31 protein-coding genes are annotated in these 25850 nt (G+C 32.6%); 28 read left to right on the top strand and 3 right to left on the bottom strand.

The genetic code is table 11. From position 1 onward, the window contains the following. Positions 1-84 precede the first annotated feature (84 nt). From SIB89_RS05515 to gyrB, 27 genes are all read left to right on the top strand, one after another. The gene (locus SIB89_RS05515) at positions 85-1482 is read left to right on the top strand and encodes a short-chain fatty acid transporter (RefSeq protein WP_412561489.1); all 1398 of its coding nucleotides are present in this window, start codon (positions 85-87) and stop codon (positions 1480-1482) included. A gap of 88 nt (positions 1483-1570) precedes the next feature. Then, positions 1571-2296: a DUF6090 family protein gene (locus SIB89_RS05510; RefSeq protein ID WP_412561488.1), complete on the top strand. Its 726-nt coding sequence runs from the start codon at positions 1571-1573 to the stop codon at positions 2294-2296. Between the two features lie 50 nt (positions 2297-2346). Continuing rightward, positions 2347-3117 (top strand): DUF6090 family protein, encoded by a 771-nt coding sequence (locus SIB89_RS05505; RefSeq protein WP_412561487.1) that lies wholly within the window; start codon positions 2347-2349, stop codon positions 3115-3117. After that, positions 3110-3886, top strand: coding sequence for a DUF6090 family protein (locus SIB89_RS05500; RefSeq protein ID WP_412561486.1), 777 nt, complete (start codon positions 3110-3112; stop codon positions 3884-3886). Before SIB89_RS05505 ends, SIB89_RS05500 begins: the two co-directional genes overlap by 8 nt. Further along, the gene (locus tag SIB89_RS05495; protein WP_155089885.1) at positions 3887-4681 is read left to right on the top strand and encodes a DUF6090 family protein; all 795 of its coding nucleotides are present in this window, start codon (positions 3887-3889) and stop codon (positions 4679-4681) included. After that, positions 4674-5423, top strand: a complete 750-nt coding sequence (locus SIB89_RS05490; RefSeq protein ID WP_412561485.1) for a DUF6090 family protein — start codon at positions 4674-4676, stop codon at positions 5421-5423. Before SIB89_RS05495 ends, SIB89_RS05490 begins: the two co-directional genes overlap by 8 nt. Next, positions 5420-6172: a DUF6090 family protein gene (locus tag SIB89_RS05485; protein WP_412561484.1), complete on the top strand. Its 753-nt coding sequence runs from the start codon at positions 5420-5422 to the stop codon at positions 6170-6172. Before SIB89_RS05490 ends, SIB89_RS05485 begins: the two co-directional genes overlap by 4 nt. Before the next feature lie 28 nt (positions 6173-6200). Next, positions 6201-6893 carry a DUF6090 family protein gene (locus SIB89_RS05480; RefSeq protein ID WP_412561888.1) on the top strand — a complete coding sequence of 231 codons (693 nt, stop codon included), beginning with the start codon at positions 6201-6203 and terminating at the stop codon, positions 6891-6893. Positions 6894-6956: 63 nt separating this feature from the next. Continuing rightward, positions 6957-7148, top strand: coding sequence for a hypothetical protein (locus SIB89_RS05475; RefSeq protein ID WP_412561483.1), 192 nt, complete (start codon positions 6957-6959; stop codon positions 7146-7148). 135 nt (positions 7149-7283) lie between these two features. Continuing rightward, the gene (locus SIB89_RS05470; RefSeq protein WP_412561482.1) at positions 7284-8048 is read left to right on the top strand and encodes a hypothetical protein; all 765 of its coding nucleotides are present in this window, start codon (positions 7284-7286) and stop codon (positions 8046-8048) included. A gap of 43 nt (positions 8049-8091) precedes the next feature. Continuing rightward, positions 8092-8829: a DUF6090 family protein gene (locus SIB89_RS05465; RefSeq protein ID WP_412561481.1), complete on the top strand. Its 738-nt coding sequence runs from the start codon at positions 8092-8094 to the stop codon at positions 8827-8829. Continuing rightward, complete coding sequence (locus SIB89_RS05460; RefSeq protein WP_412561480.1) at positions 8826-9560, top strand: hypothetical protein; 735 nt, start codon at positions 8826-8828, stop codon at positions 9558-9560. The genes SIB89_RS05465 and SIB89_RS05460 overlap by 4 nt, the downstream gene beginning before the upstream one ends. Positions 9561-9589: 29 nt before the next feature. Next, on the top strand, positions 9590-10354 hold the full coding sequence (locus SIB89_RS05455; RefSeq protein ID WP_412561479.1) for a hypothetical protein: 765 nt from the start codon (positions 9590-9592) through the stop codon (positions 10352-10354). Then, positions 10347-11087 (top strand): DUF6090 family protein, encoded by a 741-nt coding sequence (locus SIB89_RS05450; RefSeq protein ID WP_412561478.1) that lies wholly within the window; start codon positions 10347-10349, stop codon positions 11085-11087. The genes SIB89_RS05455 and SIB89_RS05450 overlap by 8 nt, the downstream gene beginning before the upstream one ends. Further along, positions 11084-11824, top strand: a complete 741-nt coding sequence (locus SIB89_RS05445) for a DUF6090 family protein (protein ID WP_412561477.1) — start codon at positions 11084-11086, stop codon at positions 11822-11824. The genes SIB89_RS05450 and SIB89_RS05445 overlap by 4 nt, the downstream gene beginning before the upstream one ends. After that, positions 11817-12584, top strand: coding sequence for a DUF6090 family protein (locus tag SIB89_RS05440; RefSeq protein WP_412561476.1), 768 nt, complete (start codon positions 11817-11819; stop codon positions 12582-12584). Before SIB89_RS05445 ends, SIB89_RS05440 begins: the two co-directional genes overlap by 8 nt. A 1-nt stretch (position 12585) precedes the next feature. Further along, the gene (locus SIB89_RS05435; RefSeq protein WP_412561475.1) at positions 12586-13317 is read left to right on the top strand and encodes a DUF6090 family protein; all 732 of its coding nucleotides are present in this window, start codon (positions 12586-12588) and stop codon (positions 13315-13317) included. Beyond that, the gene (locus tag SIB89_RS05430; RefSeq protein ID WP_412561474.1) at positions 13310-14119 is read left to right on the top strand and encodes a DUF6090 family protein; all 810 of its coding nucleotides are present in this window, start codon (positions 13310-13312) and stop codon (positions 14117-14119) included. Before SIB89_RS05435 ends, SIB89_RS05430 begins: the two co-directional genes overlap by 8 nt. A gap of 37 nt (positions 14120-14156) precedes the next feature. Then, positions 14157-14870 (top strand): DUF6090 family protein, encoded by a 714-nt coding sequence (locus SIB89_RS05425; protein ID WP_412561473.1) that lies wholly within the window; start codon positions 14157-14159, stop codon positions 14868-14870. A 5-nt stretch (positions 14871-14875) separates the two neighbouring features. Then, the gene (locus SIB89_RS05420; RefSeq protein WP_412561472.1) at positions 14876-15643 is read left to right on the top strand and encodes a DUF6090 family protein; all 768 of its coding nucleotides are present in this window, start codon (positions 14876-14878) and stop codon (positions 15641-15643) included. Between the two features lie 107 nt (positions 15644-15750). Continuing rightward, positions 15751-16086 (top strand): hypothetical protein, encoded by a 336-nt coding sequence (locus SIB89_RS05415; RefSeq protein WP_273292305.1) that lies wholly within the window; start codon positions 15751-15753, stop codon positions 16084-16086. A 111-nt stretch (positions 16087-16197) separates the two neighbouring features. Continuing rightward, on the top strand, positions 16198-16950 hold the full coding sequence (locus SIB89_RS05410; RefSeq protein WP_412561471.1) for a DUF6090 family protein: 753 nt from the start codon (positions 16198-16200) through the stop codon (positions 16948-16950). Further along, entirely contained in the window at positions 16943-17695 is a 753-nt protein-coding gene (locus SIB89_RS05405) for a hypothetical protein (protein WP_412561470.1), read from the top strand. Before SIB89_RS05410 ends, SIB89_RS05405 begins: the two co-directional genes overlap by 8 nt. Continuing rightward, a complete protein-coding gene (locus SIB89_RS05400) occupies positions 17688-18443 on the top strand; it encodes a DUF6090 family protein (RefSeq protein WP_412561469.1) in 756 nt (251 codons plus the stop codon). The genes SIB89_RS05405 and SIB89_RS05400 overlap by 8 nt, the downstream gene beginning before the upstream one ends. A gap of 2 nt (positions 18444-18445) precedes the next feature. Further along, positions 18446-19156, top strand: a complete 711-nt coding sequence (locus tag SIB89_RS05395; protein WP_412561468.1) for a DUF6090 family protein — start codon at positions 18446-18448, stop codon at positions 19154-19156. Between the two features lie 156 nt (positions 19157-19312). Further along, positions 19313-20101 carry a DUF6090 family protein gene (locus SIB89_RS05390; protein WP_412561467.1) on the top strand — a complete coding sequence of 263 codons (789 nt, stop codon included), beginning with the start codon at positions 19313-19315 and terminating at the stop codon, positions 20099-20101. A 307-nt stretch (positions 20102-20408) separates the two neighbouring features. Next, positions 20409-22358: a DNA topoisomerase (ATP-hydrolyzing) subunit B gene (gyrB, locus tag SIB89_RS05385; RefSeq protein ID WP_155089866.1), complete on the top strand. Its 1950-nt coding sequence runs from the start codon at positions 20409-20411 to the stop codon at positions 22356-22358. A 109-nt stretch (positions 22359-22467) separates the two neighbouring features. On the opposite strand, the gene SIB89_RS05380 is transcribed toward gyrB, so the two are convergent. The 3 genes from SIB89_RS05380 to SIB89_RS05370 all read right to left on the bottom strand — a co-directional run bounded on the left by SIB89_RS05380 (position 22468) and on the right by SIB89_RS05370 (position 25117). Next, positions 22468-23061: a porin family protein gene (locus SIB89_RS05380; RefSeq protein WP_412561466.1), complete on the bottom strand. Its 594-nt coding sequence runs from the start codon at positions 23059-23061 to the stop codon at positions 22468-22470. 28 nt (positions 23062-23089) lie between these two features. Beyond that, complete coding sequence (locus SIB89_RS05375) at positions 23090-23872, bottom strand: membrane metalloprotease (RefSeq protein ID WP_412561465.1); 783 nt, start codon at positions 23870-23872, stop codon at positions 23090-23092. Positions 23873-24064: 192 nt separating this feature from the next. After that, positions 24065-25117 (bottom strand): hypothetical protein, encoded by a 1053-nt coding sequence (locus SIB89_RS05370; protein WP_412561464.1) that lies wholly within the window; start codon positions 25115-25117, stop codon positions 24065-24067. A gap of 201 nt (positions 25118-25318) precedes the next feature. Between SIB89_RS05370 and SIB89_RS05365 the strand changes: the two genes are divergently transcribed. After that, positions 25319-25840: an RNA polymerase sigma factor gene (locus SIB89_RS05365; RefSeq protein WP_412561463.1), complete on the top strand. Its 522-nt coding sequence runs from the start codon at positions 25319-25321 to the stop codon at positions 25838-25840. The last annotated feature ends 10 nt before the right edge of the window (positions 25841-25850 follow it).

Below are 25850 nucleotides of genomic sequence, written 5' to 3'. Positions count from 1 at the left end.
TGACAAAGAGTTAGCATCAGATGATTAAATTCTTTATACATACCGTTTAAAACATATTAATGTAATAATAAAAACCAACCTATTATGCTCACAAAATTCGGAGAAGTATCAACAAAACTATTTGAGAAATATATGCCAAATGCATTTGTATTCGCTATGTTACTTACCATTTTTACAGGATTTATTGCTTTTATCTGGCTAGATGCTTCACCCATGGAAATCATTAAAGGTTGGTACGATGGTTTTTATTCGTTGTTAGAGTTTGGGATGCAAATTGTATTGATTATAATCACAGGGTTTGCCATAGCACTTTCTCCATTTATAAATAAAGGCATAGACAAATTGACCATTCGCCTCAAAACACCAAGGCAAGTTTACCTCATGGTGGTATTAGTAGGGACACTGTTGTCACTTATAAGTTTTGGGTGGATTGTTATTACATGTGTGTTAGCGAGAGAATTAGCAATCCGAGTTAAAGGTGTAAACTACCCTTTTTTAGTAGCCTGTGTTTACTTTAGTGGTGGAAGCTGGGTAACAGGTCTTTCTAGCTCTATTCCATTACTGTTGGGAACAGAAAATAATTATCTAATTGAAGCAGGAATCTTAACAGATATGATTCCAACCACTTTTACACTGGGCTCTGCTTTAAACTTTGCTATGATGGCATTATATGTAATATTTGCGCCTTTAATGATTATTCTTCTTATTCCGAAAACGAAAAACATCAAACAACTCGAGGATATGTTAGAGGATAAAACGGCCCAAAAAGAACTTTCCATAAAGGATGAAGCAATTGGTTTAAACTTATCATATAAATCCGTTTCCGATAAATTAAATAATGGTGTTTTGCTCCTGTCTTGTATTGTTTTAATGGGATTAAGCTATATCATATATCACTTTTACACCAATGGTTTTCAATTGAATTTTAATATCATGATTTTCATTTTCTTGATGATTGGCCTGGCATTGCATAAAACACCGATGCGATATGTCATTGCTATGAAACGATCTAGTAGTAATGTATCAGGTATTTTATATCAATATCCTTTTTATGCAGGTATTATGGGTATTATGCTATACACGGGTTTAGGGGAGAAGTTGGCAGAAATTATGGCCTCTGTTGCAACCATTGATACCTATCCCTTTTTCGCTTACCTCACTGGTGGAGTAATCAACTTTGCTATACCATCTGCAGGTGGCGAATTCGCTGTAGTTGGTCCAAGTATTATTGAAGCCGTTAAAGTAATTGGTGAAGGTTTGCCAACTAACGAAGTTACAGCAATGGTATCTAGAGCGTCTTTGTCCATCGCCTATGGAGAGAGTCTATCTAATGTGTTGCAACCCTTTTATTTATTGCTTGTATTTCCCATCATGGGAAAAGGCATTAAAATTCAAGCACGCGATGTCATGGGCTATTTGGTCCTTCCATTTATAGTTTTTTTTATCATCCAATCTATTTTAGTTATTTGGATGCCATTATAAAATTTACCAACAAAACAGATATAACTGAAGCTAAAATCAATCGCAAGGGAATTGTTTTTGGTAACTCAAAAAAAATAAAGACCTATTAATGATAAAATTCTTCCGCCATATACGTCAATCCATGATTAAACAGAACAAAACCAAAAAGTATTTACTCTACGCTATAGGCGAAATTATCCTTGTAGTTATTGGGATTTTGATTGCGTTACAGATTAATAACTGGAATGAGGATAGAAAATTAGCCAGTTTAGAGAAAGCTATTCTCATAGATTTAAAGCAGGATCTTGTGATTACTAGAAATATAATGGATGATGATTTAAATCAAAACAAATTAAAAGTAGAACAATTGGAATCTATGATCTACAACATTGACAATAAGATAGCATACACTAAGGATATGGACACGCTTTTTAGAGCTCTTAACGCCTGGGCTAGTCCTTACATGGTTATGACAACTTATGAAATCTTTAAGGCCAAAGGAGTGGAGACCATACAAAATAAAGAGATCAAAGAAAAAACAATTACACTCTATGAGTCTACCTTCCCTTTGCTTAAAGACGATTATGATCGTGCCGAATGGGCTTTGATGGAAAGTGTCACCAATCCTTTTATAGTCAAGTATTTTGCATACAACACATCCTCTGATAAATCTGTGTTAACACCTAATAGCTACGACGAGTTATTAGAAAATAAAGAATTTAGAAATTTAACGACTTTCGTTAAGCACCTTAGAATGGTAGGTTTAAAGACGTACTCTAATACAATTGATGATATAGAAGAGCTTATAAACTTAATTAATTCTGAAATAAAATGATGACACTTGTAAAAACAAATTATGTAAACTTTAGATATTAAAAATAAAAGATGATTAAATTCTTTAGACATATTCGTCAACGATTAATTAAAGAAAACCGCTTCAGCAAATATCTGCTCTACGCCATTGGTGAAATTATCCTTGTGGTTATAGGAATCCTCATTGCGCTTCAGATTAATAATTGGAACGAAATACAAAAAGATAGAAACAGAGAACAAGCCATTTTAAAAAGCCTTAAAATTGACTTCAATACTAATATTAATAATGTTAATGATGCTTCTTCTAGTTTTATGGAAGCCTATGAAGCTTCAGTAAATTTACTCGAAATTATTAGGAATGATGATAGTATTGACGGTTCAGAAATTGAACAATTAGTAGATGATATTATTAATAAAACAAAATCACTTGATATCATAACCGGATCAATTGATGAAATGCTAAATACTGGATCCATTAACTTGATAAGAGATAAGAATTTAAAGAATAAATTATCTAATTGGTCTTATTTTCAGACTGATACAGAGGATGATATTGTAATTTATAGAGACTATTTATTTGACTTCTTTATTCCATCATTAACTAATAAAGCCCTTTTGAGAAATATGGCAGTTCCAGATTTTTTTGAAGACGATTTGAACTTAAAAAAAATTGCCAAATCAAATTTCAAAATTGATTATAATAAAACTATTCGGAGCGTTGAATTTGAAAATGAAGTTTACAACAATGCCTTAAATTATATGTATGCAATTAATTCTTACAAGGTGTTTAATGATTATTTAACCGATACTTTAAAACTAATTGAATCAAACATTAATGATTAAATTCTTCCGCCATATTAGACAACGACTCGTAAAGGAAAACAGGACTTCAAAATATCTGCTCTACGCCATTGGCGAAATCGTTCTTGTGGTTATTGGAATTCTCATTGCCCTTCAGATTAATAATTGGAATGAACAATCTAAAACAGAACAATCTGCGAAAGAACAATTAAAATTGTTGACACAAAATGTATCTGATGATATTCAAAAACTAAAAGAGCTTAATCAATCCATTACAGCTAAAATATCGGCAGGCGAACTATTATCTCATCAATTTCAGGAAATAAAACCTTACGATAGACTCACCACTAATTATTTGGTCGAAATATTATTTGAACAAAATTTTTATAATGATAGAACAGCCTATGATAAGTTAATTTTAAGTGGAGAATATTCGGTTTTTCCCACTGAACTTCAAAATCAAATTTCTGAATATTATAGCTTATTAGACCGAGTAAAAGAGCGTGAAGAAATATCGAATACCTTTATAAAAAATGAAATAGAACCACACTATTTTAATACTTACAGTAAATATATTAGAAAAGGAAGCAATTTACATCCTTTAGTGGTTGACTATTATAAGAATGATAAGAGACAGCCCATCTTATTAGATGTTGAGCAGATTAAAAATGATAGTAAAATGGAGGGATTGAATTTTGGTAGTCTATACCAATCGCGAACCCAGCAGGAGTTTTATGAAAAAGCAATTGAAAAAGGAAATCTCATCAAGAAATTAATAGATAATTATTTAAAAACTAATGTGAAAATATAGATGATAAAATTCTTCCGCCATATCCGTCAATCTATGATCAACCAGAATAGAACCAAAAAATACCTGCTCTACGCCATTGGTGAAATTATCCTTTTGGTGATTGGGATCTTGATTGCCCTTTCTTTAAATGGGTGGAAAGAAAAAAACGAGCTAAAGACCCAGGAATTAAATACATTAAAGCAACTTAAGGAAGAATTTAAAGCAAATCTAGAACAGCTGGATGAAAAAATATCGATGCGTACAGCAATGATCCACTCAGGAACAACCCTCTTAAAATACCACGACAACCCCAATCTTAGCAACCTCGATTCTGTGGCTATATATTTAGCACGTTCCTCGGTATCACCAACGTTCGATCCAATTACAAATGATCTTATAAGCGGGGGAAGATTATACCTTATCCAAAATTTAGAATTAAGAAGTAAACTTTCAAAATGGCCTAGTGATCTTGTACAGGTTACTGAAGAAGAGGTGGCATGGATTTTCATATTACGAAACACTTACATGCCCTTTTTATATGAGAATTATCCCGTTAGGGATTTAAATGCCGCAAAATGGAACAAACTTGATGTGGTACAAACACTGTTATTGGACAAAAATAATACCACTACCAAAGATTTTGGCCAATCGAAACATCCTTTTGATGTAAAGGCATTTCTTGCCAATCCTAAACTCGCAGATCAATTATCGACAGTTATTTCCAGTTCCATGTTTGCAAAAATACAGAGTGAAGCACTTCGTAAAGATATCGTTTCCATCATTAAACTTATTGATAAAGAATTGCAGGATGATTAAACTCTTTAGAAATATACGAAAACGCTTAGTTGCTGAAAGTAAGTTCAGCAAGTATCTACTCTACGCCATTGGCGAAATTATCCTCGTGGTTATTGGGATTCTGATTGCGTTACAGTTTAACAACTGGAATACCGACATGCAAACCAAGGAGGTACAAATAAAGTATCTCCATGAAATTGCCAATAATTTAAAAGCAGATTTAGAAGATGTAAGATTTAATATAGGTTTTAATGAAACAAGGCTTAATGCAAGTCGAATTGTTTTAAATAGTCTTAATCACAATGTTACATATTCAGATTCATTAGATGTCTATTATGGGAGCTTACTTTATACAACAAGATCTGTGGTTAACTATAGTGCCTATGAAACGTTAAAATCTAAGGGGTTAGAAATAGTTACTAATGACAGTTTAAGAAAAGCAATTACAAAACTTTATTCTTTCTATTATCAAAATGTAATTGACTTTGAAATCCAAGATGACCATGCTATGCAATATCAGATTGTAATGCCAACTGTTTTAAGCAGAATTGAGGTCAGAAAAAAAGATAATAATGCCAAAGCTGGCGAACAGTTAGGAAAACCAATCAATTTTGAGACACTTAAAAATGATGTGGAATTCAAAAATGCCATTGTAATGAATGAAGACCTGAGAGTGTATATGCTTAATAACTATAGACAATTAGAGCAAAATATACTAGAATGTACTGCGCTAATCAATGATGAATTAGAAAATTTAAAATGATTAAATTCTTCAGACATATCCGTCAATCTATGATTAAAGAAAATAGGACTTCAAAATATTTGCTCTATGCCATAGGCGAAATCATCCTCGTAGTTATTGGTATTCTTATTGCACTTCAGATTAATAACTGGAACGAAGAAAGAAAAACAACTGCTAATTTAAGTAAAGCACTGAAAGCTTTAAAAACCGATTTGGTTCAAGATTCACTTTTAATTGCCAATCATCTACCAGATGTAAATTATCAATATCAGCTCAACGAATCGTTAAGAGCGCGCATGGCAATGCCAAAAGCAACGGTTGATACACTATTGAAAATTACTCGAAACGAATTCAACCCAAACTGGAACAATCCTATCTTTTACAATACCAACGCCTATAAAAGTTTAAATGATACAGGACTCATTGATGTAATGAATGATTCCCTTAAAGCCCATATAAAAGATTATTACAATGGTAAATTTTACCGAGAAGGTATGGTTGAGAGTATTACTAAAGATTACAGGGAAAAGTTGGCGCAGTATGTAGATACATACACTTTTGGCTCTACCGACTTGCACGACCAAGGTAAGCTTATTGATTCCTTAGTCTGGAAAACTATAGATCTCGCACACTTGGCAGCCTCATTTCAAGGGATAAGTAATTTTAAACGTATTCTTTTTAGACTAACCAAAGAAGAAATGGAGTATTCCTTAAGTCATTCAAAAGGGCTAATTCAACATATTGATCAAAATTTAGATGCTAATGATTAAATTCTTCCGCCAAATAAGATATAACCTCATGGAACAAAACAAAGCAGGCAAGTACCTTAAATACGCCATTGGCGAAATTATCCTTGTAGTCATTGGGATTCTCATTGCATTACAGATCAATAACTGGAATGAGAATAGAAAGGACAATAATATGAGTATTCAGTTTCTCATGGGAATTAGAGCGGATTTGAAAAATGATATAGAGCTCGCTGATAGCGTATTACGGTTAAACAAAAAATCGTTCAGTATTATTAGTAGTATTGATTCTGTTTTTCATAAAAAGTCTGTGTATATGGCAAAAAATCACGATGACTTTTTTGGCCAACTAGACACGCTAGATTTTGAACAATTATTTTTTAGACCACAATCATTTAGACCAATAAATGGTACTTATAATTCACTTATTGCAGACGGTAAAACCTCATTAATAAAAAATAAAATGTTGCTAGATAAAATTCAATTGATACATAGTGAAAATCATAAACGTGTTGCAAGTAATTATGAGGTTATAAAAGATTTAGAAGTAAAATTAGGATTTGCATATTCCAAGGAAAAACAAACATGGTCCTATACTGATTTAAATGCAGCTAAAAGTGAAAAGATATTTTATGACTTGGTAAATTTTACTAGTGAAAAATACTGGTATTCCCTTAATCTACTGAGAATAAAAGAAAATAGCATAGAAGTAATCAGATTAATCGATAAAGAATTAAGTGATTAATAATGAAGACTATACTTACTTAACTTTATAAATAAATAAACGTTAATTAAAAAACATATAACAATGGGAATCTTCTGGGATTTATTACAACAAGACGAATTAGAAAAACAACAAAAGCAAGCTGATAGCGTAGAAGACCGCGTTGAGCATTTAGAAACAGAATTAGCCAACACCAAGGCACTACTCAAAAAAACCCTAATTGCCCTAGAAACGCATTTATCACAAGATATTGATGGTGACGGAAAAGCAGGATAAATAAAATATTTAATGGAAAAACACATATGGAAACTAATACTATAATCTATCTGGTAGCTTTTGCGCTCGTATTAAGAATAATTGTAAGGTTGGTTGTTAAGTATAGAAGAGAGCAAAAATCTAATAGCGACACTAATGATTAAGTTTTTTAGAAATGTTAGATACAAACTCATGAATCAGAACAAAACAGGCAAATACTTTAAATATGCCATTGGTGAAATACTTCTAGTGGTGATTGGGATTTTAATTGCACTTTGGATTAATAATTTAAATCAAGAACATCAGCAATCTAAAGAACGGTCTATTTTAATTGACAATATAAAACAAGAACTCAACGAAAATTTAAATTTATTTACGGAAAGAACTGAACGTTTAAATGAGATGAATAAGAATATCATTGAAGTCATGAATTTTTCCGCTACTTCAAAAACGAATAAATCCACAGATAGCTTAAGACAGTATATTTCGGAAATACTTACTGTTGAAGTAGCGGTACTAAATAACTCAATACTGAGTAGCGCTAAGTCTTCTGGTAAATTTAGTTTACTATCACAAGAGATTACAACTGCACTTGCCGATTATGAGACCACTACTACAAATTATCTTAAATTCTTAGATAAAACTACTTTAGAGTTTAAGGAGGACTGGACTAACTCAATAATTAAATTTAATTCTTTAACTGACTTCCATAATCGTTTTTATGCAGATACACCTTTGATAAATCATCCGGAATTAGCTTTAGATAAAGAGACATTTATTGCGTATATAAAAGATCCGAAAACCTATAAGTTACTTCATAGGTACTACACAAAATATATGGTAGAAACAGGATGGCTTAGAGGATTACAAAACAGTATTGAATCTACAATTGAAATAATAGATGCAGAAATCAATGATTAAATTCTTCCGTCATATTCGTCGATCACTAATCCAAAAAAATCAAATGGGTAAATACTTTAAATATGCTGTTGGTGAAATACTACTTGTAGTCATTGGGATCCTTATCGCTTTGCAGATCAATAATTGGAATCAACAACGTTTAGAGCGTATTGAAGAGAAATTGATATTGACTAATCTCAAAGAGGATTTTGAGGAAGCTATCACAGAGTTCGAATTTTTAAACGATATCCGAAATAATATAATTTCGGCTGCTACAATTATATATAACAAACAGCCAGAAGAGGTTACAAACTACAGTTCAAAATATTTAGACAGTTTATTCTTCAGAACAATGAGTGCGCCAACTTATAATAACCAAGCTGGTTCATTAAATCTGCTTTTAACCTCTGGTAAAATTAATCTAATTGCTAAAGAAAATCTTAAAAAGAAATTAATTCAATGGCCAGGAGATGTGGCTGATATGATAGAAGATGAAGTTGCTCATTTTGATTTGCATCTGCAATATGCAGCAATTTTAGATAACTACATTTGTTGGGACGACGTATTTAAGACGAAATTAGCTAATGATGTCGGACTTCGTTTTGGGGCAGAAACAATTAAAAGCTTAAGCGAGGGAGATAGACTCACAAGCGATTATAAGGCTATACTAGAATACAAAGTTTTTTTAAACATGTTAAACAGAAGAGCTGTTTTTTGCCAATTAACTAAAAATGAAACTATAGAACTTATAAAAAAGGCTCAAGACATAATTTCTATAATAGACAAAGAACTTTCTAAATGATTAAATTATTCCGTCATATTCGTCGCTCACTAATTAACCAAAACAAAATGGGTAAATACTTTAAATATGCTATTGGCGAAATTATCCTTGTAGTAATAGGAATTCTCATTGCTTTGCAGGTTAATAATTGGAATGAGGAAAGAAAAGCAAATAACGAATTGCGGAATATTAAAGAAAACCTTTTACAAGAATTTGAAGCTAACCGTAATGAGTTGCAGAACGTATTAAAGTCTGTAGATTATACAAAAAATGGTGGATTAGACATATTGGCTGTCATAGGTGAAGAAAAAATTAATGTTTCGGAAGAAGAATTTAATAAGATGATTGAGAAGTCTCTTTTTTTTCCTACTTGGAAGCCAAAAAATTTCACGCTTAATGAACTAAAAAACACAGGTAAATTAATATTGATTAAAAATGATACACTTAAAAGACTACTATTTAATTGGGAAAAGCATATAAGTATCATAGAAGAATGGAATCGAAGGGTAGAAAAAAGTTCTCAAGACATTATAGATTATATAAAAGCGCATGGCTCTATACGTAACATAAACCACAAGCGTATAGAAACCGAAGCATCCTCATTGAATGTGAGTAATATGGCACTGTTTGATGACGTGAGGTTTGAGAATCAAATAGACGAAAAAGTTTTATATGCACAATTTATGAAACAATATTTAGAGGAAGCTGACGACATTATTTCAGAAATTTTAGAAAAAGTGACACAACAATGATAAAGTTTTTTAGACATATCCGGCATTCTATGATAAACCAAAACAGAACCAAAAAATATCTGCTCTACGCCATAGGCGAAATCGTCCTCGTGGTCATTGGGATTTTGATAGCATTGCAAATCAACAATCAAAATGACGAAAGAAAAGCAGAAGATGCTATCAAAAAATTTTACAAAGCCACAATTCTCGATTTAAATGAAGCTTCCAATGCCACAACCGCTCAGTTAGATTGGTTTAAGAATTATCAAGATTTAAACTTCAGTATTTATAAACAGGCTAAAGGAGAAATACCGAAAGACAGGTTAAAAAATTACAATCCATTAATTTGGAGTCATTCGTTTAGACCATTGATTACTGAAAACTACAAGTCAAAATTTGAGCAAATTAATAATGAAAAAATCCAAGAGCTTTTTCGAGATATCCTATGGAGAGAGCAATTGACTGTTGAAGCGGTCAATGAGTGGAACGACATGAAATTTCAAACTTTAAGACCCTATTTTTTTAAAAACCACATATACAATGCTGAGACGTCATTTAATCAACCACCCTATGAGTTTATTACATCGAGTTCAGTAGATTTATTGAAAGTTGACAAACTTATTGAACAATATGACACCTCAGAATTTGAACAGATTTTATTTGAACTAAGACATAAAACGTCTTGGGTTATTATATCCTTAGAAAGCCTCGAAGAGGCTAACAAAAACTTAAAATCTGCACTTGGGTTTTACCTCGAGGACGATTTAGAGAGTCTAAAGGCTATAGAACCCTTAAAGTATTATATGAATGATTAAATTCTTCCGCCAAATAAGATATAACCTCATGGAACAAAACAAAACAGGAAAGTACCTTAAATACGCCATTGGTGAAATCATCCTTGTGGTTATTGGGATTCTGATTGCATTGCAGATTAATAATTGGAATGAAAATAGGAAAAATCAAATTATAGAAACAAGCTATCTACAGAACTTATTAAAAGATCTAAAAAGAGATAGTGTTAGTTATGTTAACGGATGGGTATTGCGGTATGATTCTAAGCTCAATGGACTCCGTTTGGCAAAAGACTATTTTTATGGCGATTATAAGCCTAAGGACACTATTGAATTTGTTGGTTCGATAGGTAAGGGCGGTATTGGTAGCATAGGCGGAATACCCATGAATGACAACACATTCAGGGATCTTATAAGTACTGGTAATCTAAGCCTCATCAAAAATGAGGCTATTCGCAATAGCATTTCTGGTTATTATAGTTACATCGAATTTTCAAGATCATATCTTGATAATCTCAAAACAGATTATGCAGGCAGAATAAATTCTTTAATTCCATACGTTCCCTCTGATCCTAAAAACATGGATCCAAGAGATTTGAAATTAGTTTTTAAATCATTAAAACAACCAGACTTTATTGGACTTATAAATCAAGAAATTACCTATGGCCATGCACTAAACAGAAGATACGTCGTTCAATACAAAGAATCATTATCAATAAGAGACTCAATTGTAAACTATTTAAATAAAAATCGATGATTAAATTCTTCCGAAACATACGTCAAAGTCTCCTGTCTGAAAATAAATTCAACAAGTATTTAATTTACGCCATCGGCGAAATTATTCTGGTGGTTATTGGGATTTTAATTGCATTGCAGATTAATAATTGGAAAGAACAGCGTAATAATAGTGAGTTAGAAAATGAGATGCGAGCAAATTTTAACTCAGAGTTTAGCAATAACTTAATAAAAATTAAGAAAAGCATTCGCCAATATGAGGAGACAGAAGAGGCTATTCGGTATCTAATGTCAAAAATGAAGGCAGATGAAAAGGAACTTCAAAAAGAAAATATAGACAGCTTACTGGCAGCTGCAGTAGACGTTTTTGAATATCACCCAACACAGAATACCTTGACAGAAATCTTATCCACAGGCAACCTAAACCTTATTACAAATGATTCCCTTAGATACGAGCTTCTTAATTGGTCTGCTGAGTTTGACGAATTAGATGAGGCCTGGAAAACTTTAGATGACTTTAACCAGCATATGGTAATACCATATCTAACGGAAAATGCATCCATGAAAAATATTGACAAGTATTCTCTAATGGCTTGGGAAGAATCATCCAAATTTAATGTGGATTACCAAAAACTATTTAATGACATTGAATTTGAAAACCAATTAGATAACTTAGGATGGGCCGTAGTAAATTATAGATTGGTGTTGAGCCGATTAGAGAAGTTGATAAATAAAATAATTCTATTAACTAATGATTAAATTCTTCCGCCAAATAAGATATAACCTCATGAAGGACAACAAAAAAGGAAAATACCTTAAATACGCCATTGGCGAAATTATACTAGTGGTCATTGGTATTCTTCTAGCACTCCAAATCAATAATTGGAATACCAACAGGCTAGAAAGAAATGAAGAACTGCAAATCCTTAAATCTCTTAAAGATGATTTTGAAAAGACCAGTGCCAATTTAGATGAAACCATAAAGAAACAAACAAGAGTGGTTGAATATTGCCGACAACTTATTAGTGAGATGCGAAAGGGTAATACAGAAATTGACTTAAATACACTGGGTGAGTATATCTATAGAGGTGCTTTTTCCTATTGGCGGATAGAACCCGTTAACGGCACTTATGATGCTATGATAGGTTCTGGTAAAACGGGAATCATACAAAATCAAAACCTCGTACAATTGTTGGCAAAATTTTCTGCAGAAGTAAAATTTGGGTTTGAGGACGAAACCATGGCTGTAGCTCTTGCCACCGCATTGGTAGATAAATCCAGTCATTATGCAACAAAACTGTTTCCAGAAGTTTTGCATGGTTATCTTAAGTGGGAAGAACAATCAATTAGTGAAAGTGAAAAGCTAATGGTAATTGAGCAGCATATGAACAACGAAACATTTTTGGGTAATTTAATAATGAAGTTTGGTTTAGAGCAAAACAGGCTAGATTACCAAAATGCTATAAAGGAATTAACTAACAATATTCTCGCGGAATTGAATGAAGAATTAGCAAAATAACATGATTAAGTTTTTTAGACACATAAGGTATAAGCTATTGAGTGAAAATAAACCATCAAAATATATCAAATATGCCATAGGCGAAATCATCCTTGTGGTTATAGGGATATTAATAGCGCTTCAAATTAATAATTGGAATAATAATCGCTTAAACAAAAACCTTGAAAAAAGAACCTTAATTAGTTTAAAAAGCGACCTTAATCTTCAAGAGAAAATAATTCAAAGACAAATAGATAAGGAAAACTTTTTTATGGCCTATGCAGACTCTTGTCTTAATATGCTTAATTCTAATATTGAGGTTAAGAGACTTGCAGTTTTACTAGACACCCTTTCTGTGCGTTTAACGTTTGTAGCCAATAAGGCCACTTTTAATAATATGGGTACTGGAGGAAAGACAGCCGTAATAAGCAATCCGCAGTTACATAAAGATATAGTGGAGTACTATCAGTTTTTGGATTATACCGAGTCGGTTGTAAATCATAACAACCTATATAGAGTGAATAGTCAGTTTGGGACCTATGTGCTAAATAATAAATTGGGAATTAATCTTAGGGATAACGGTACGCTTTATCTTAAAAACGATTTAATGCCAGATCAAAAATATGAATTGTTTAAACAGTTAGAGGGTAGGAGCTATAGTGCTGAAAATAGTAGAAATAAATGCGAACTTTTATTAGAGCGCACCAAATATTTAATTGATTTAATAGATAAAGAATTAGAAAACCGTGATTAAATTTTTTAGACATATCCGTCAATCCATGATAAATCAGAACAGAACCAAAAAATATCTGCTCTATGCCATTGGCGAAATCATTCTCGTGGTCATTGGTATTCTCATTGCGCTTCAAATTAATAATTGGAATGAAAATCAAAAATTACGCAATCAGGAAATTACATATCTACACAATTTAAAGGGCGATTTAAAAACTCAGATAAGTATGTTAGATGTCTATATTGATTATGAAACTATTATAATCGACCATTCAAATGATATTATAGAACATTACGAATTGAATGGAGGTTTTGATAATATGGATAGTATTTTTCCAAAATTGAATGACCTAACAACACGATGGACATTTTCTAATGCCAATACAACGCTTTTACAGATGTTGAATTCCAATCAAATTAATATCATTCAAAATACAGAGTTAAAAGAGGAGCTCATAGCCTTTAATCAACAAATAGACTTATTTGCCAAAAACACAAATATCAACAACACCAATCTCGTAGATAACTTAACAACTGACACTTTTGTTAAAGTCGGTGGGTTTGCTTCTTATGGGAATTCTGAGAGAATGGTTAAAAAATTCAATGACTTTTATCCTTTCAAAAATAAAATAGTCAATGATAATGAGCTTAAAGCGCTAGCAATTCAAATCATAAACCAACCCAAAAACAAACTAGAGATTATGAACAAAGTGTCGTATAGGAACACGATATCTAGTTTGCAAAAATCAGGCAACGAAGCTTTAAGAGTGAGAACAGAACAAATCTTAAAAATGATTAATAATGAAATTGATATGAGTAACTAAGATGATAAAATTTTTTAGACATATTAGATATAAACTTATGGAAGAAAACAGAACCAAAAAATATCTGCTCTATGCCATTGGCGAAATTATACTCGTCGTAATAGGTATTCTCATTGCGCTACAAATCAATAATTGGAATGAAAATAGAAAAATTAATTTAGAAGAAGATAAAATTCTTTTAAATCTCACAACAGATTTAAAGCAGGCCTTACAGGAATCTAACAGTCAAATTATCAGAGAGCAAACCATATCAAAAAGCCTTCAAATTATTTTAACCGATTCACCAGAAAGAGAACGATATTTTGACCATTCTAAGGCAGATTCTCTTTTTTATGAGTCTTTTTTAAGTTTACAAACTACTTCACCAATTATTCAAACCTATAGTGATATTAAATCTTCGGGCAAGGTATCGCTAATAACAAATCAACAAATTAAGGATAGACTAACTAAACTGGAAAACTCAATGACTGATCTTCGTTTTCAAGTCGATGATAACATGACCGTCCAACAACTTAATGTCGATAAGGTTACTATAAAATACCTTGATATCGTAAAAATGCTAAATGAAAGAAACCCCAAATTTAAGCTTACTGAAATTGGCCAAAATGATTATCGGACATTATTGCAAAACAAAGAAATAACGAGTACGCTTGCACTGAAACTATTAGTTGTTGACAATTTGATTGGTGAACGTATAGTATTGCATAATGATATTAAAAGCTTAATAAGCTTAATTGAGAATGAACTTTAAAACCAATGATTAAATTTTTCCGTCACATACGAAAATCTATGATAAACCAAAACAGAACCAAAAAGTACTTGTTGTATGCTATAGGCGAAATCGTCCTTGTGGTTATTGGAATTTTAATTGCGTTACAAATCAATAATTGGAATGAATCAAGGAAAAACAGTATAACAGAAGATGAATATTACTGTAGATTGCTCGAGGATTTTGAATTGGACCGCCAGAATATAAAGCGATTGTCTGAAGAATCAGACTATAAAATCAGAACCAGCAAAGCACTTCTTTTAGAATTGCCAAAAAAGGAAAAATCCAAAGAATACCTTATCGATAATTATATACAAGGCTTAAGAACCAACGCTTTTGTGCCTAGTAAGGTAACGATATTGGATATTACCTCTTCGGGTAAATTAAATCTCATAAAAAACGAATCGTTAAAAAAGACACTAATTAGGTATTATGCAGAACTAGACAATCTCATATACCAATTAGATTTAAATAGAAACCATAGTATAGAACGCGCTTTTGCTTATGAAGATGATAACCAGGTAGGGTTTCAATATGCAGATTATGCCAAAGCATCCTTAGGAGATGAAATTATGGCTACTTTACCGATAGATAATTGGCACTTAGATGAAAATTCTAAGGTTTATAAACAATTTCAGAACGATCTTGTGTTTTTTGTGCTGATGAGCAATAGGGAAAAACAACATTTTCAAAAAATCCTTAACGAAATGCAACCAGTATATGAACAATTACAGAAGCTGTGTCATCATAATTGATTAAATTTAGTATTCATATAATCAATCCAATAGAATAGTGTATCTAATAATGTACTATTAGAAGTAATGAGTAACATCAAATAAAAACCAATTAAAAATTTATAGTCATGAGCGAAGAACAAAATAAGTGGAGCAAAGAAGAATTGCAGACCTATATCCTTTTACTCTGCGCCAATGCAGATAATAATGAGTCTGAAGAAGAAATTAATATGATACAATCTAAAGTACCGACCAAAACATTTTTAAAAATATATGCTGAGTTTAAAAATGATTCAGAAGAAGAGCAATTGGAGAAAATAGAAAATGCAGTAAATAAAAACACCTACACTGAGATGGAGTTGGCAGCTTTTAGAAGAGAAATCTATCATGTGTTCTTTTCAGATTGTAATTTCACTATGATGGAGAAAAGACTAGATTGGACTTTAGATAATATTTTGTATTAACATGTTGATTTTTATAGAGGTTATGGATACTCAATTTAGCAATGCGAAATAAAAAAAACGTAAGGTTTTTGATAACGGCAGCCAACATTAGACTAAAAAATAGTTCAATATATGATTAAGTTCTTTCGTCATATCCGCCACTCATTGATAAATGAGAATAGAACCAAAAAATACCTTCTTTATGCCGTTGGAGAAATCATCCTAGTCGTTATCGGTATTCTTATTGCACTTCAAATAAATAATTGGAATGAGTTGAATAAAAACCAAAAGGAAGAACTAAAGTTATTAGAGGAAATGCATAGAAATCTCACTACCGATTTTGAAGACTGTTTATGGAATATTAATCAACAGAAACAGCTAAAAGCTTCAAACCAGGAAGTGCTTTTTCATTTAGAACAAAAAACATCGCTTACAGATTCATTAAAACATCATTACGGCAACTTAATTTATTCAACCACCCAAAGAAGAAACATGGCAACGTATGATCATTTAAAATCTAGGGGAATAAATCTGATTAGCGATGATAGTCTGCGAACACACATAACCCAGGTATATTCTGAACGCTATTATTTTATTGAGAAAATGGAATTAGAGTACGACAATCCATACCAGTTACAAACACTTATTCCGCTTATAAATAAAAATATTGTTATAAACACAAACACATCTACGGCAGAGCCCTTTGATGTGCAAAGGCTGTATGTAGATCACGAATTTAAAGGAGCTTTACGCATGAACATTAAGATAAGGGAGAAAATGATGCGACACTATATCAGTCTAAAAAATGATTTGGAAGATCTGATTATACATATCCATTCAGAAATTGAGCAACCAAATCAATCAAATCAATCAAAAGATGATTAAGTTCTTCCGCCACATACGTCAATCCATGATCAACCAAAATAGAACCAAAAAATACCTTCTTTATGCCGTTGGAGAAATCATCCTTGTCGTTATCGGTATTCTTATTGCACTTCAAATAAATAATTGGAATCAAAACAGAATAAATAGAAATGCCGAAAAAGATATTATAAGAAAGTTAAACAAGGATTTTAAGATTAACAAAAAAGCTATAGAAGAAAATTTATTACGTCTCGAAAATCAAATGGATGCCAATAAGATATTGATGACTTTAATTGGCGCTTCTGATGAAGAACTTTCGGTTCATAATTTAGATAGTCTATTTAGCGTCAGCATGGGAGATAGTGATATTGCATTTGCTGATAATACTTTAAACAACTTAATACAAACTGACCGACTTACTTTAATACAGAATGAAGCATTATCCGATTTATTGTATCAATGGGGAGTTATAAAGGAGATAAGAGCCAAAAGGGTAGATAGAATAGATAATTGGGTCAATGAACAGTATTTACCCTATTTGCTTTCTAAAATTTCGTTTAAGGAAATGGATGCATACAGTGGTTTTGAATGGGCCGGAAAGTCTAAGGTAAAGCCTAGTTACTACTCGTTATTTCAAGAAATAAAGTTTGAGAATTTTTTAGATAATGTTCTGTGGTATAACCAAAAATTATTAGAGAGAAACTTGGAGACTAAAACTTTGATTAATGAAATTATAGTGCAAACAAAATCGTCTATTAATGATTAAATTCTTCCGCCAAATAAGGCATTCAATGATCAACCAGAACAGAACCAAAAAATATTTGCTCTACGCCATTGGCGAAATCATCCTCGTAGTCATCGGTATTTTAATTGCGTTACAGATTAACAATTGGAATGAGCAAAGAAAAATATTAAAATCAGAGAAGGAAATTTTAACCAATCTAAAAAGTGAATTGATTATCAACAGAGATCAATTAAGCACCATTCTCAATATTCATAAAAATGAATATCGGATAGGCCTAAAATTAATAAGTATGTTTAATACCGATATTTCTAATAGTACCGAATTGGAATTAGACTCACTTATCGGCAAAATAGAATCTGTTTATACTTTTGAAGCCAATGATGGCTATATCAAATCCCTTATCGCTTCAGGTAAAATAGACCATATTCAAAACAAAAAAATAAAAGGTTTTATAACGGCATTCGATGGCTTGGTCATTGATGCCACGCAAGAAACAGGAATGCTAGAAAGGTTGCTTAATGAACGTTTTTGGCCTGCCGTTGACGGAAAAATAAATTCTTCCAACAGAATTAGACGTTACGAAGACTACACTGATTTCCCTAAAGGCTCTTACACATCGGATTATAATTGGTTTTTTAGTAATCGCGAATTAGAGGATATAGTCAGTAATATGACAGGTTGGAAGAACGCAATTATATTAGATGAACAAATCTTAAAAGAAAGCATAAACCATATGATACGGTTAATTACTAACGAATTGAACAATTAACGATGATTAAATTCTTTCGTCATATCCGACAATCTATGATCAACCAGAACAGAACTAAAAAATATTTGCTTTACGCCATTGGCGAAATCATCCTAGTGGTTATAGGTATTCTAATTGCGCTTCAGATTAATAATTGGAATGAAAACAGAAAGACTGATAACGACTTTAGAGATAAATTAGTTTTAATCAAATCAGAATTAAACCAAGATATAGCCTTTTATCAGGAGTTAAAATTATTGTCAGAGGAGCGGATTATTTTTTTTACTTCCTTATACAATAAAGAATACCCAGATTTGGACCTAACAACAACTGCAACCAAAATAAGTAAGAATTTCAACCCCAGAAAATTTGGAACAGGCTACAGTTCCATCAAGAGTGAGAGTCATCTAAAAAAAATTAATAATCAGGAACTTAAAAATAGCCTGATTAAATATTATGAAGAAACCGCTTTAAATTACAATGACCTAAGTGAGTGGCACAAAGAGTTTGTTAAAGATAATATTGACATTTACATACTTAAAAATCTGCAGATGGATATTCAGGGAAAAGTTAAACCAGAATTGATAATTTATGAAATGGAAGATAAAATACTACCCAGTATTCTTAGTTTTCAAGTCCTTATTATGAAACGGTTCAAAGAAATGGCCACTGTGAATATTACAAATGCCAAAAAATTAAATGACCTCATAGATCAAGAGCTCAAAGAATCATAAACTCAGAAAAGAAGAGAATAAAATCTTGCAAACAGATGATGAAATTTTTCCGCCATATCCGCCATTATCGCAACAAAATTTTGCTTTTGCAAAATCAAAGGTCTGGTAGACCTTTGGTGAAGATAGCCGCTAGCGGTAAAAATTGAAACTAAAAATATGATCAAATTCTTCCGTAAAATACGATACAATCTCATGGAAACTGGAAAAACAGGTAAATACCTCAAATATGCCATTGGCGAAATCATACTAGTGGTCATAGGGATACTAATTGCGTTACAGATAAATAACGCCAATGAAGCCAGAAAGGAACGCGCGACAGAAGTGAATTATCTCAAAAATTTAAAGTCAGATTTAATTAGTGAAATAGATAACAATTCAGCGTTTGCAACGTATAGGTATGAAAAAGCCAAAGCCTGCACAGTATTGCTCAGCGCAAAAGAACCCACTACCATAGAGGATGTAGAGAAATATACAGATAGGTACGAACAAGTTTTCATTTGGAGCGTCTTTGTGCCCAACAACAATACCTTTAAAGAACTCCTAAGTTCTGGTAACCTCAGTCTCATAAAAAATGATTCCATAAAAAATGCTTTGTTAGAATTGGATAAGCACTATGCGGCCATAGCCACAGGAGAAGAACATATGAGACGAGAACACCAAGACTATCTTTACGATCAAAACATAGAAAATATTGAGGCTTTGGGATTCTTTGATATGACGACACCTGCTTACGGTTTTCCTGAGCGATTAACTGCAGCAGAAATCCCTGAATCCAAACACCAAAAACTGATTGAAGATGCCCAGTGGCAACATAATGACGAAATGTTTAAAAACGGTCTTCGACTCGCAATGATGAACAATAGTTTTTTAGCAGGAATTCATAAAGATATGGTAGATAATATTAATCAGTTAATCCAGATGATTAATAACGACATTTCTAATTAATTGTGTATGAGAATACGCTGAAAAGAACGCTACATTTACCGAATCCATAATTGAAAATTTGGCTTCTTAGACATTTTATTATTTTTACATTTCTTGGTGGTTTAGAAAAATCCCAAAATCCATTTTAAAGTACTTTTTAGCCGTTTTAAGACACTTTTGGGTTTTTAACAATTGTTAATAATTAATGCTTTCAATCGATAAAAAGCTTTTAAAAAGGCTCATTATTTTGTATCTTTGATAGTACTCAAAAGAGACGCGCAGGCGTCTTTTTTTGTGACGTTATTTAGAACTAAATTTATTAAAAATAATGAGCGAAAAGAAAGAAGAATTTAACAAGCACAATTATTCTGCAGATAGTATTCAGGCACTAGAAGGTATGGAGCACGTGCGTATGCGTCCTTCCATGTATATTGGAGACGTTGGTACAAGAGGTTTACACCACTTAGTATATGAGGTTGTAGATAATTCTATTGATGAAGCTTTAGCTGGTCATTGCGATAATATTACGGTAACCATAAACGAAGATAATTCTATTACAACAGAAGATGATGGTCGTGGTATTCCGGTTGATTTACACAAAAAAGAGGGCGTTTCTGCACTAGAAGTTGTAATGACTAAAATTGGTGCAGGTGGTAAGTTTGATAAAGATTCTTATAAGGTTTCTGGTGGTCTTCACGGTGTTGGTGTAAGTTGTGTAAACGCTTTATCAGAACACTTAAAGGCAACTGTACACAGAAATGGTAAAATATGGGAGCAAGAGTATGAAAGAGGAAAAACCATGTACCCTGTAAAGCAAGTTGGTGAAACGGACAAAAGAGGAACTATAGTTACTTTTAAGCCAGACCCAACAATATTTACACAAACCTTAGAGTATAGCTACGATACGTTAGCGAGTCGTTTACGTGAATTGGCGTATTTAAATAAGGGTATCACTATTCATTTAATAGACAAACGTCACAAAAAAGAAGATGGAACATTTGAAGGCGAAACATTTCATTCTGAAGAAGGTCTCAAAGAATTTATCAAATTTTTGGATGGCAACCGTGAGCCATTGATGAAAGATGTCATTTCATTTGAGGGTGAAAAGAATGGTGTGCCAGTTGAGGTGGCTATGGTGTATAATACGAGCTATGCTGAGAATTTACACTCGTACGTAAACAATATTAACACACATGAAGGTGGAACGCATTTAACAGGTTTCAGACGTGGATTGACCCATACATTGAAAAAGTATGCGGACGAATCTGGAATGTTGGATAAATTGAAGTTTGATATTGCAGGTGATGATTTTCGTGAAGGTCTAACAGCCATTGTATCTGTAAAAGTACAGGAGCCTCAATTTGAAGGGCAGACCAAAACCAAATTAGGAAACCGTGAGGTATCGGCTTCTGTAAGTCAGGCCGTTTCGGAGATGTTATCTGATTATTTAGAGGAGCATCCAGACGATGCAAAAATCATTGTTCAGAAAGTAATCTTGGCTGCACAGGCAAGACACGCTGCACAGAAAGCGCGCGAGATGGTACAGCGTAAAACTGTAATGAGCATTGGTGGTTTGCCAGGGAAATTATCTGACTGTTCTGAGCAAGACCCAGCAAAATGCGAAGTATTCTTGGTCGAGGGAGATTCTGCAGGTGGAACGGCAAAACAAGGTCGTGATCGAAAATTTCAAGCCATTTTACCGTTAAGAGGTAAAATTCTTAATGTTGAAAAAGCCATGACGCATAAGGTGTTTGAAAACGAAGAAATTAAAAATATCTTTACAGCACTTGGTGTTACTATTGGTACGGAAGAAGATAGTAAAGCGCTAAACCTTTCAAAATTAAGATACCATAAAGTAGTGATTATGTGTGATGCCGATATTGATGGTAGCCACATTGCAACATTAATTTTAACCTTCTTCTTTAGATATATGAAAGAGTTGGTTGAAAACGGTCATATTTACATTGCAACACCACCTTTATATTTAATAAAGAAAGGTGCAAAAAAACAATACGCTTGGAGTGATAAAGAACGCGATGCTATTATGAAGGAATTCGGCGATAATGCAAAAATTCAGCGTTATAAAGGTCTTGGTGAGATGAATGCTGAGCAACTTTGGGACACAACAATGAACCCAGAGTTTAGAACTATGCGTTTAGTACAAATAGACAATGGAGTAGAGGCAGATAGAATTTTTTCTATGCTTATGGGTGATGAAGTACCTCCACGTAGAGAGTTTATTGAGAAGAATGCTATTTATGCAAATATTGATGCCTAATAGTCTTTAATATTAAAAAGTAAAAACCGCACATTTCTGTGCGGTTTTTTGGTTAATAGCACATTCCTCTTTCACTAAAAAGGAATATTTTAAATAGGGTTTATATTATTTAGAAATCAAAACCAATTGAGAATTGCCACATTCTATTTTTAGGGCTTCCCTCATCATAAATATCTCCTAAGCCTAAATGGTATCTTACACCTAAACTTACACCAGAGTCGGTTTTGAAGCCTCCACCAAAGTTTACTCCCCAATCAAAACTGCTTGGGTCAAATTCTTGTGAGGTATCAAATAGATTAAAGTTACTGTCAAATTCTTCCTCATGGGAAATTGCCAAGCCAACTTGTGGACCAACTTCTAAGAAAAAGTTGTCGTCTGGATACATTTTAAACATCAATGGCATGTTAATATAGTCTAGCTTTTGCGTAAAAGTGCCACCATTATCCTCTATTTCGTAACCTTGTTGAGAATACATTAGTTCTACTTGTAGCGCAATGCTTTCCGTTAGAAATGATTCGCCATAAAAACCAATATGGAAACCATGACGTTGTCCTGTTTCACTGTCCTCATCAAAACCTACAGCTGCCAGGTTATAACCACCTTTAATACCAAAGTTTGATGCGTTAGTGTTTGTATCGTCTTGTGCATTAATACTTAAAAATGCACAAAAAATCATTGAGATTGTTAAAATTCTTGTTTTCATCGTTTTTATATGTTTGGGTTAATTTTAGTTATTTTCCTCCATTAGCTCTCAAATCTGCAATGCATTGGCTGTCGAGTTCTGGAGCAGAGGTCATGTTTAGCATGTCATCTAAGCCAGCTGATGATTCTGTTGCCCAGAACATTAAACAGTCTTCTACATCGCAATGTTTTGGGTGCTCGTCATCTTCATGATCTTCAACCATATCAGAACCTAAATTTGTTAAGCCGAAAATATGACCAAATTCATGATGGATAACTGTAGTTTCCAATAGCGTTCTGTTAGGTTCAAAAGTACTATTACTAAAGTTTTGTACGGTTTCTTCAAATATCACAAAAGATGTATTCCAATAGGCAGATCCTAAGGTTACATTATTGTTGGTATTGTTTTCTGATTCACCATCAATAAACAGTGCCCAAACAGCAATGGTATCTTCAGTATTATAGTTTTGTCTTTCCGCAATTTCTATATTAGCAATATCTTGTATAGAATATATCGTCTCACCAGGTGATGGAATCGATCGTTTTTCAACTGTAATTCCATTTGGTTTATGAACTCTATTTTGAAGAAAGTTCACAAAATTACTTACCGTAGTTTCGTTGGGTTCAAATCCTTCAACATAGACAAGTTCAACTATCATTTTACTATACGTGTTGCCAGATAGTAAATCATTGGCAGAACTACCAACGGCTTGTCTATTAAGGTTGACATCAATAGGATTATTTCCTTCGTCGTTGCCTGAAACGGAATCGTCTTTAGAACAACCAACAATAACTAATAGCAATAAAACTGTATATAAGATTCTGAACTTCATTTTTAAATTTTTGCAATAATATTAATGTTCTACGATTTAATTATATTGGTTGGTAATATTTTTTCAAACCAAATGCCCATACACTTGTCTATTGACAGATTATGGGCTTTTAGTAAGTGTAATTTTTTAAAAAACAGCCGCTGTTAACAACGGCTGTTTACCCTAACATACGTAACTAATGGCTATTTGGATTTAGATTTGGTCTAAAACCAAAGTCACGGCAGCATTAGTTGTACTTTGTAGTGCAATTGAGCTTTCAGAATAGCTTGTTACTTCCCACGTACCATTAAGCAATTCGAAAGTTGCATTTCCAGAAAATGTAAGGGAGAAAAATACATCCATCTCTGATGTGACTTCGTATGTTCCTTGAACATCTTCTACAGTTGCATCAACTGTGTTTTCTGCAGTACAGGTTAAGTCATTTGCAAAGTCAATAGTGAATTCAGCATAGTCACTGGCAGTATCTACACCAGCAGTTACAAAAGCTTCTACTGTAAATAAGCCATCTACTAAAATATCTGTTAAGTTATCAGCTTCTTCTTCGGCTTCGTCCATCTCATCTTCAGTTGCTAAGCACTCATTAATTTGAGATTGCAAATCAGCATCACTAGAGATTTCTACTGTACCACTACCATTTAATGTAGCAGTAATAGGATAATTTACAGAGAAGAAAGCATCGTCTCCAAAATTATTTATATAACCGTATAACTGTTGTTCAGATTCAATAACAACACTACCTGTTTGCTCTAAATTAGCATCATAGGTTAAAATTGTTATCGGAAAATCAATATCTAAACAATTGATAGCATCTTCTGCTTGTTGCTCAGCATCTTCACATGCGTCCATTAACTGATCAAACTCGGTTTGATTTGCAATAACCACTTCCGTGTAGTTGCTAAGTCTTACTGTTAATGGAAATTGAAATTGTACAGAATCGTCATCGTTAGTAAACTCACCTAAAATGTCTAATACCAATTGATAATCAGATTGACTCACAATAGTTACTTGTTGGTCATTTACAGTTGCTGTTACAGGTAACAATACTGAAGAACAAGATATACCATCTAAAAAGTCGTCAAAGCTACCATCGTACATAGACGTACGTTCTAAATTTTGAGCTGTTGGCGAATCGGCCGAATTAGTATTTGGGTTATCACCATTTTCGTTATCTATTTCGTCTTGACAAGATGTAAATGCTAAAACTGAAACAAATAAAAGTGCGGTTAAGAATTTTAAATTTTTCATAATATTAAATTTTTGGGTTAAGATTTTTTCTTTATTCATGATTGCGATTATTCGCTTTCTATACTTAAGACGTTCATAACGCAATTTACCCTACCGAAATTTTAATTTTTTTTTAGAATTTCTCTAATGTATTGAATTACAAATGGATAAATTTGAATTTTTTTATTTCTATTTTTGCAGTGAATATTTGATGAATAGCAAATGGCAAGCCCAAAATCTAAACTTTGCAAGGAAGAACATTTTAACGCGTTTTATTTAGAGCATATACAAGCAGTAAATAATTTCGCTTATTATAAATGTGGTGATAAGGCGACTTCATTGGACCTGGTTCAGGATGCGTTTTCGAAAATTTGGGAGAATTGCTCAAAAATAGATTTTAGTAAAGCAAAAACCTATCTATTTACCACAGTAAATAATTTGTTCCTAAATATAGTAAGGCATCAAAAAGTAGTTTTAACATATGCTAAAAAGTCTCCTTATTTAGATAGAACAAATCAGAACCCTGAATATTTATTGGAAGAAGAAGAGTTTAAGAATAAGCTTCAGGCTGTTATTTCAGATTTAAGCGAAGAACAACGCGAAGTTTTTTTATTAAATAGAATTGAGGATAAAAAATACAGAGAAATTGCGGAAATGTTAGACATATCACAAAAAACGGTAGAAAAACGTATGTCTGGTGCACTTAAAATATTAAGAGAAAAATTAGATAATCAAAATATTTAAGAAAACCGTA

The sequence above is a fragment of the Winogradskyella sp. MIT101101 genome (assembly GCF_047126865.1).
GTDB classification, from domain to species: Bacteria; Bacteroidota; Bacteroidia; order Flavobacteriales; family Flavobacteriaceae; genus Winogradskyella; species Winogradskyella ouciana.
This window is presented reverse-complemented; position numbering and strand designations above follow the sequence as displayed.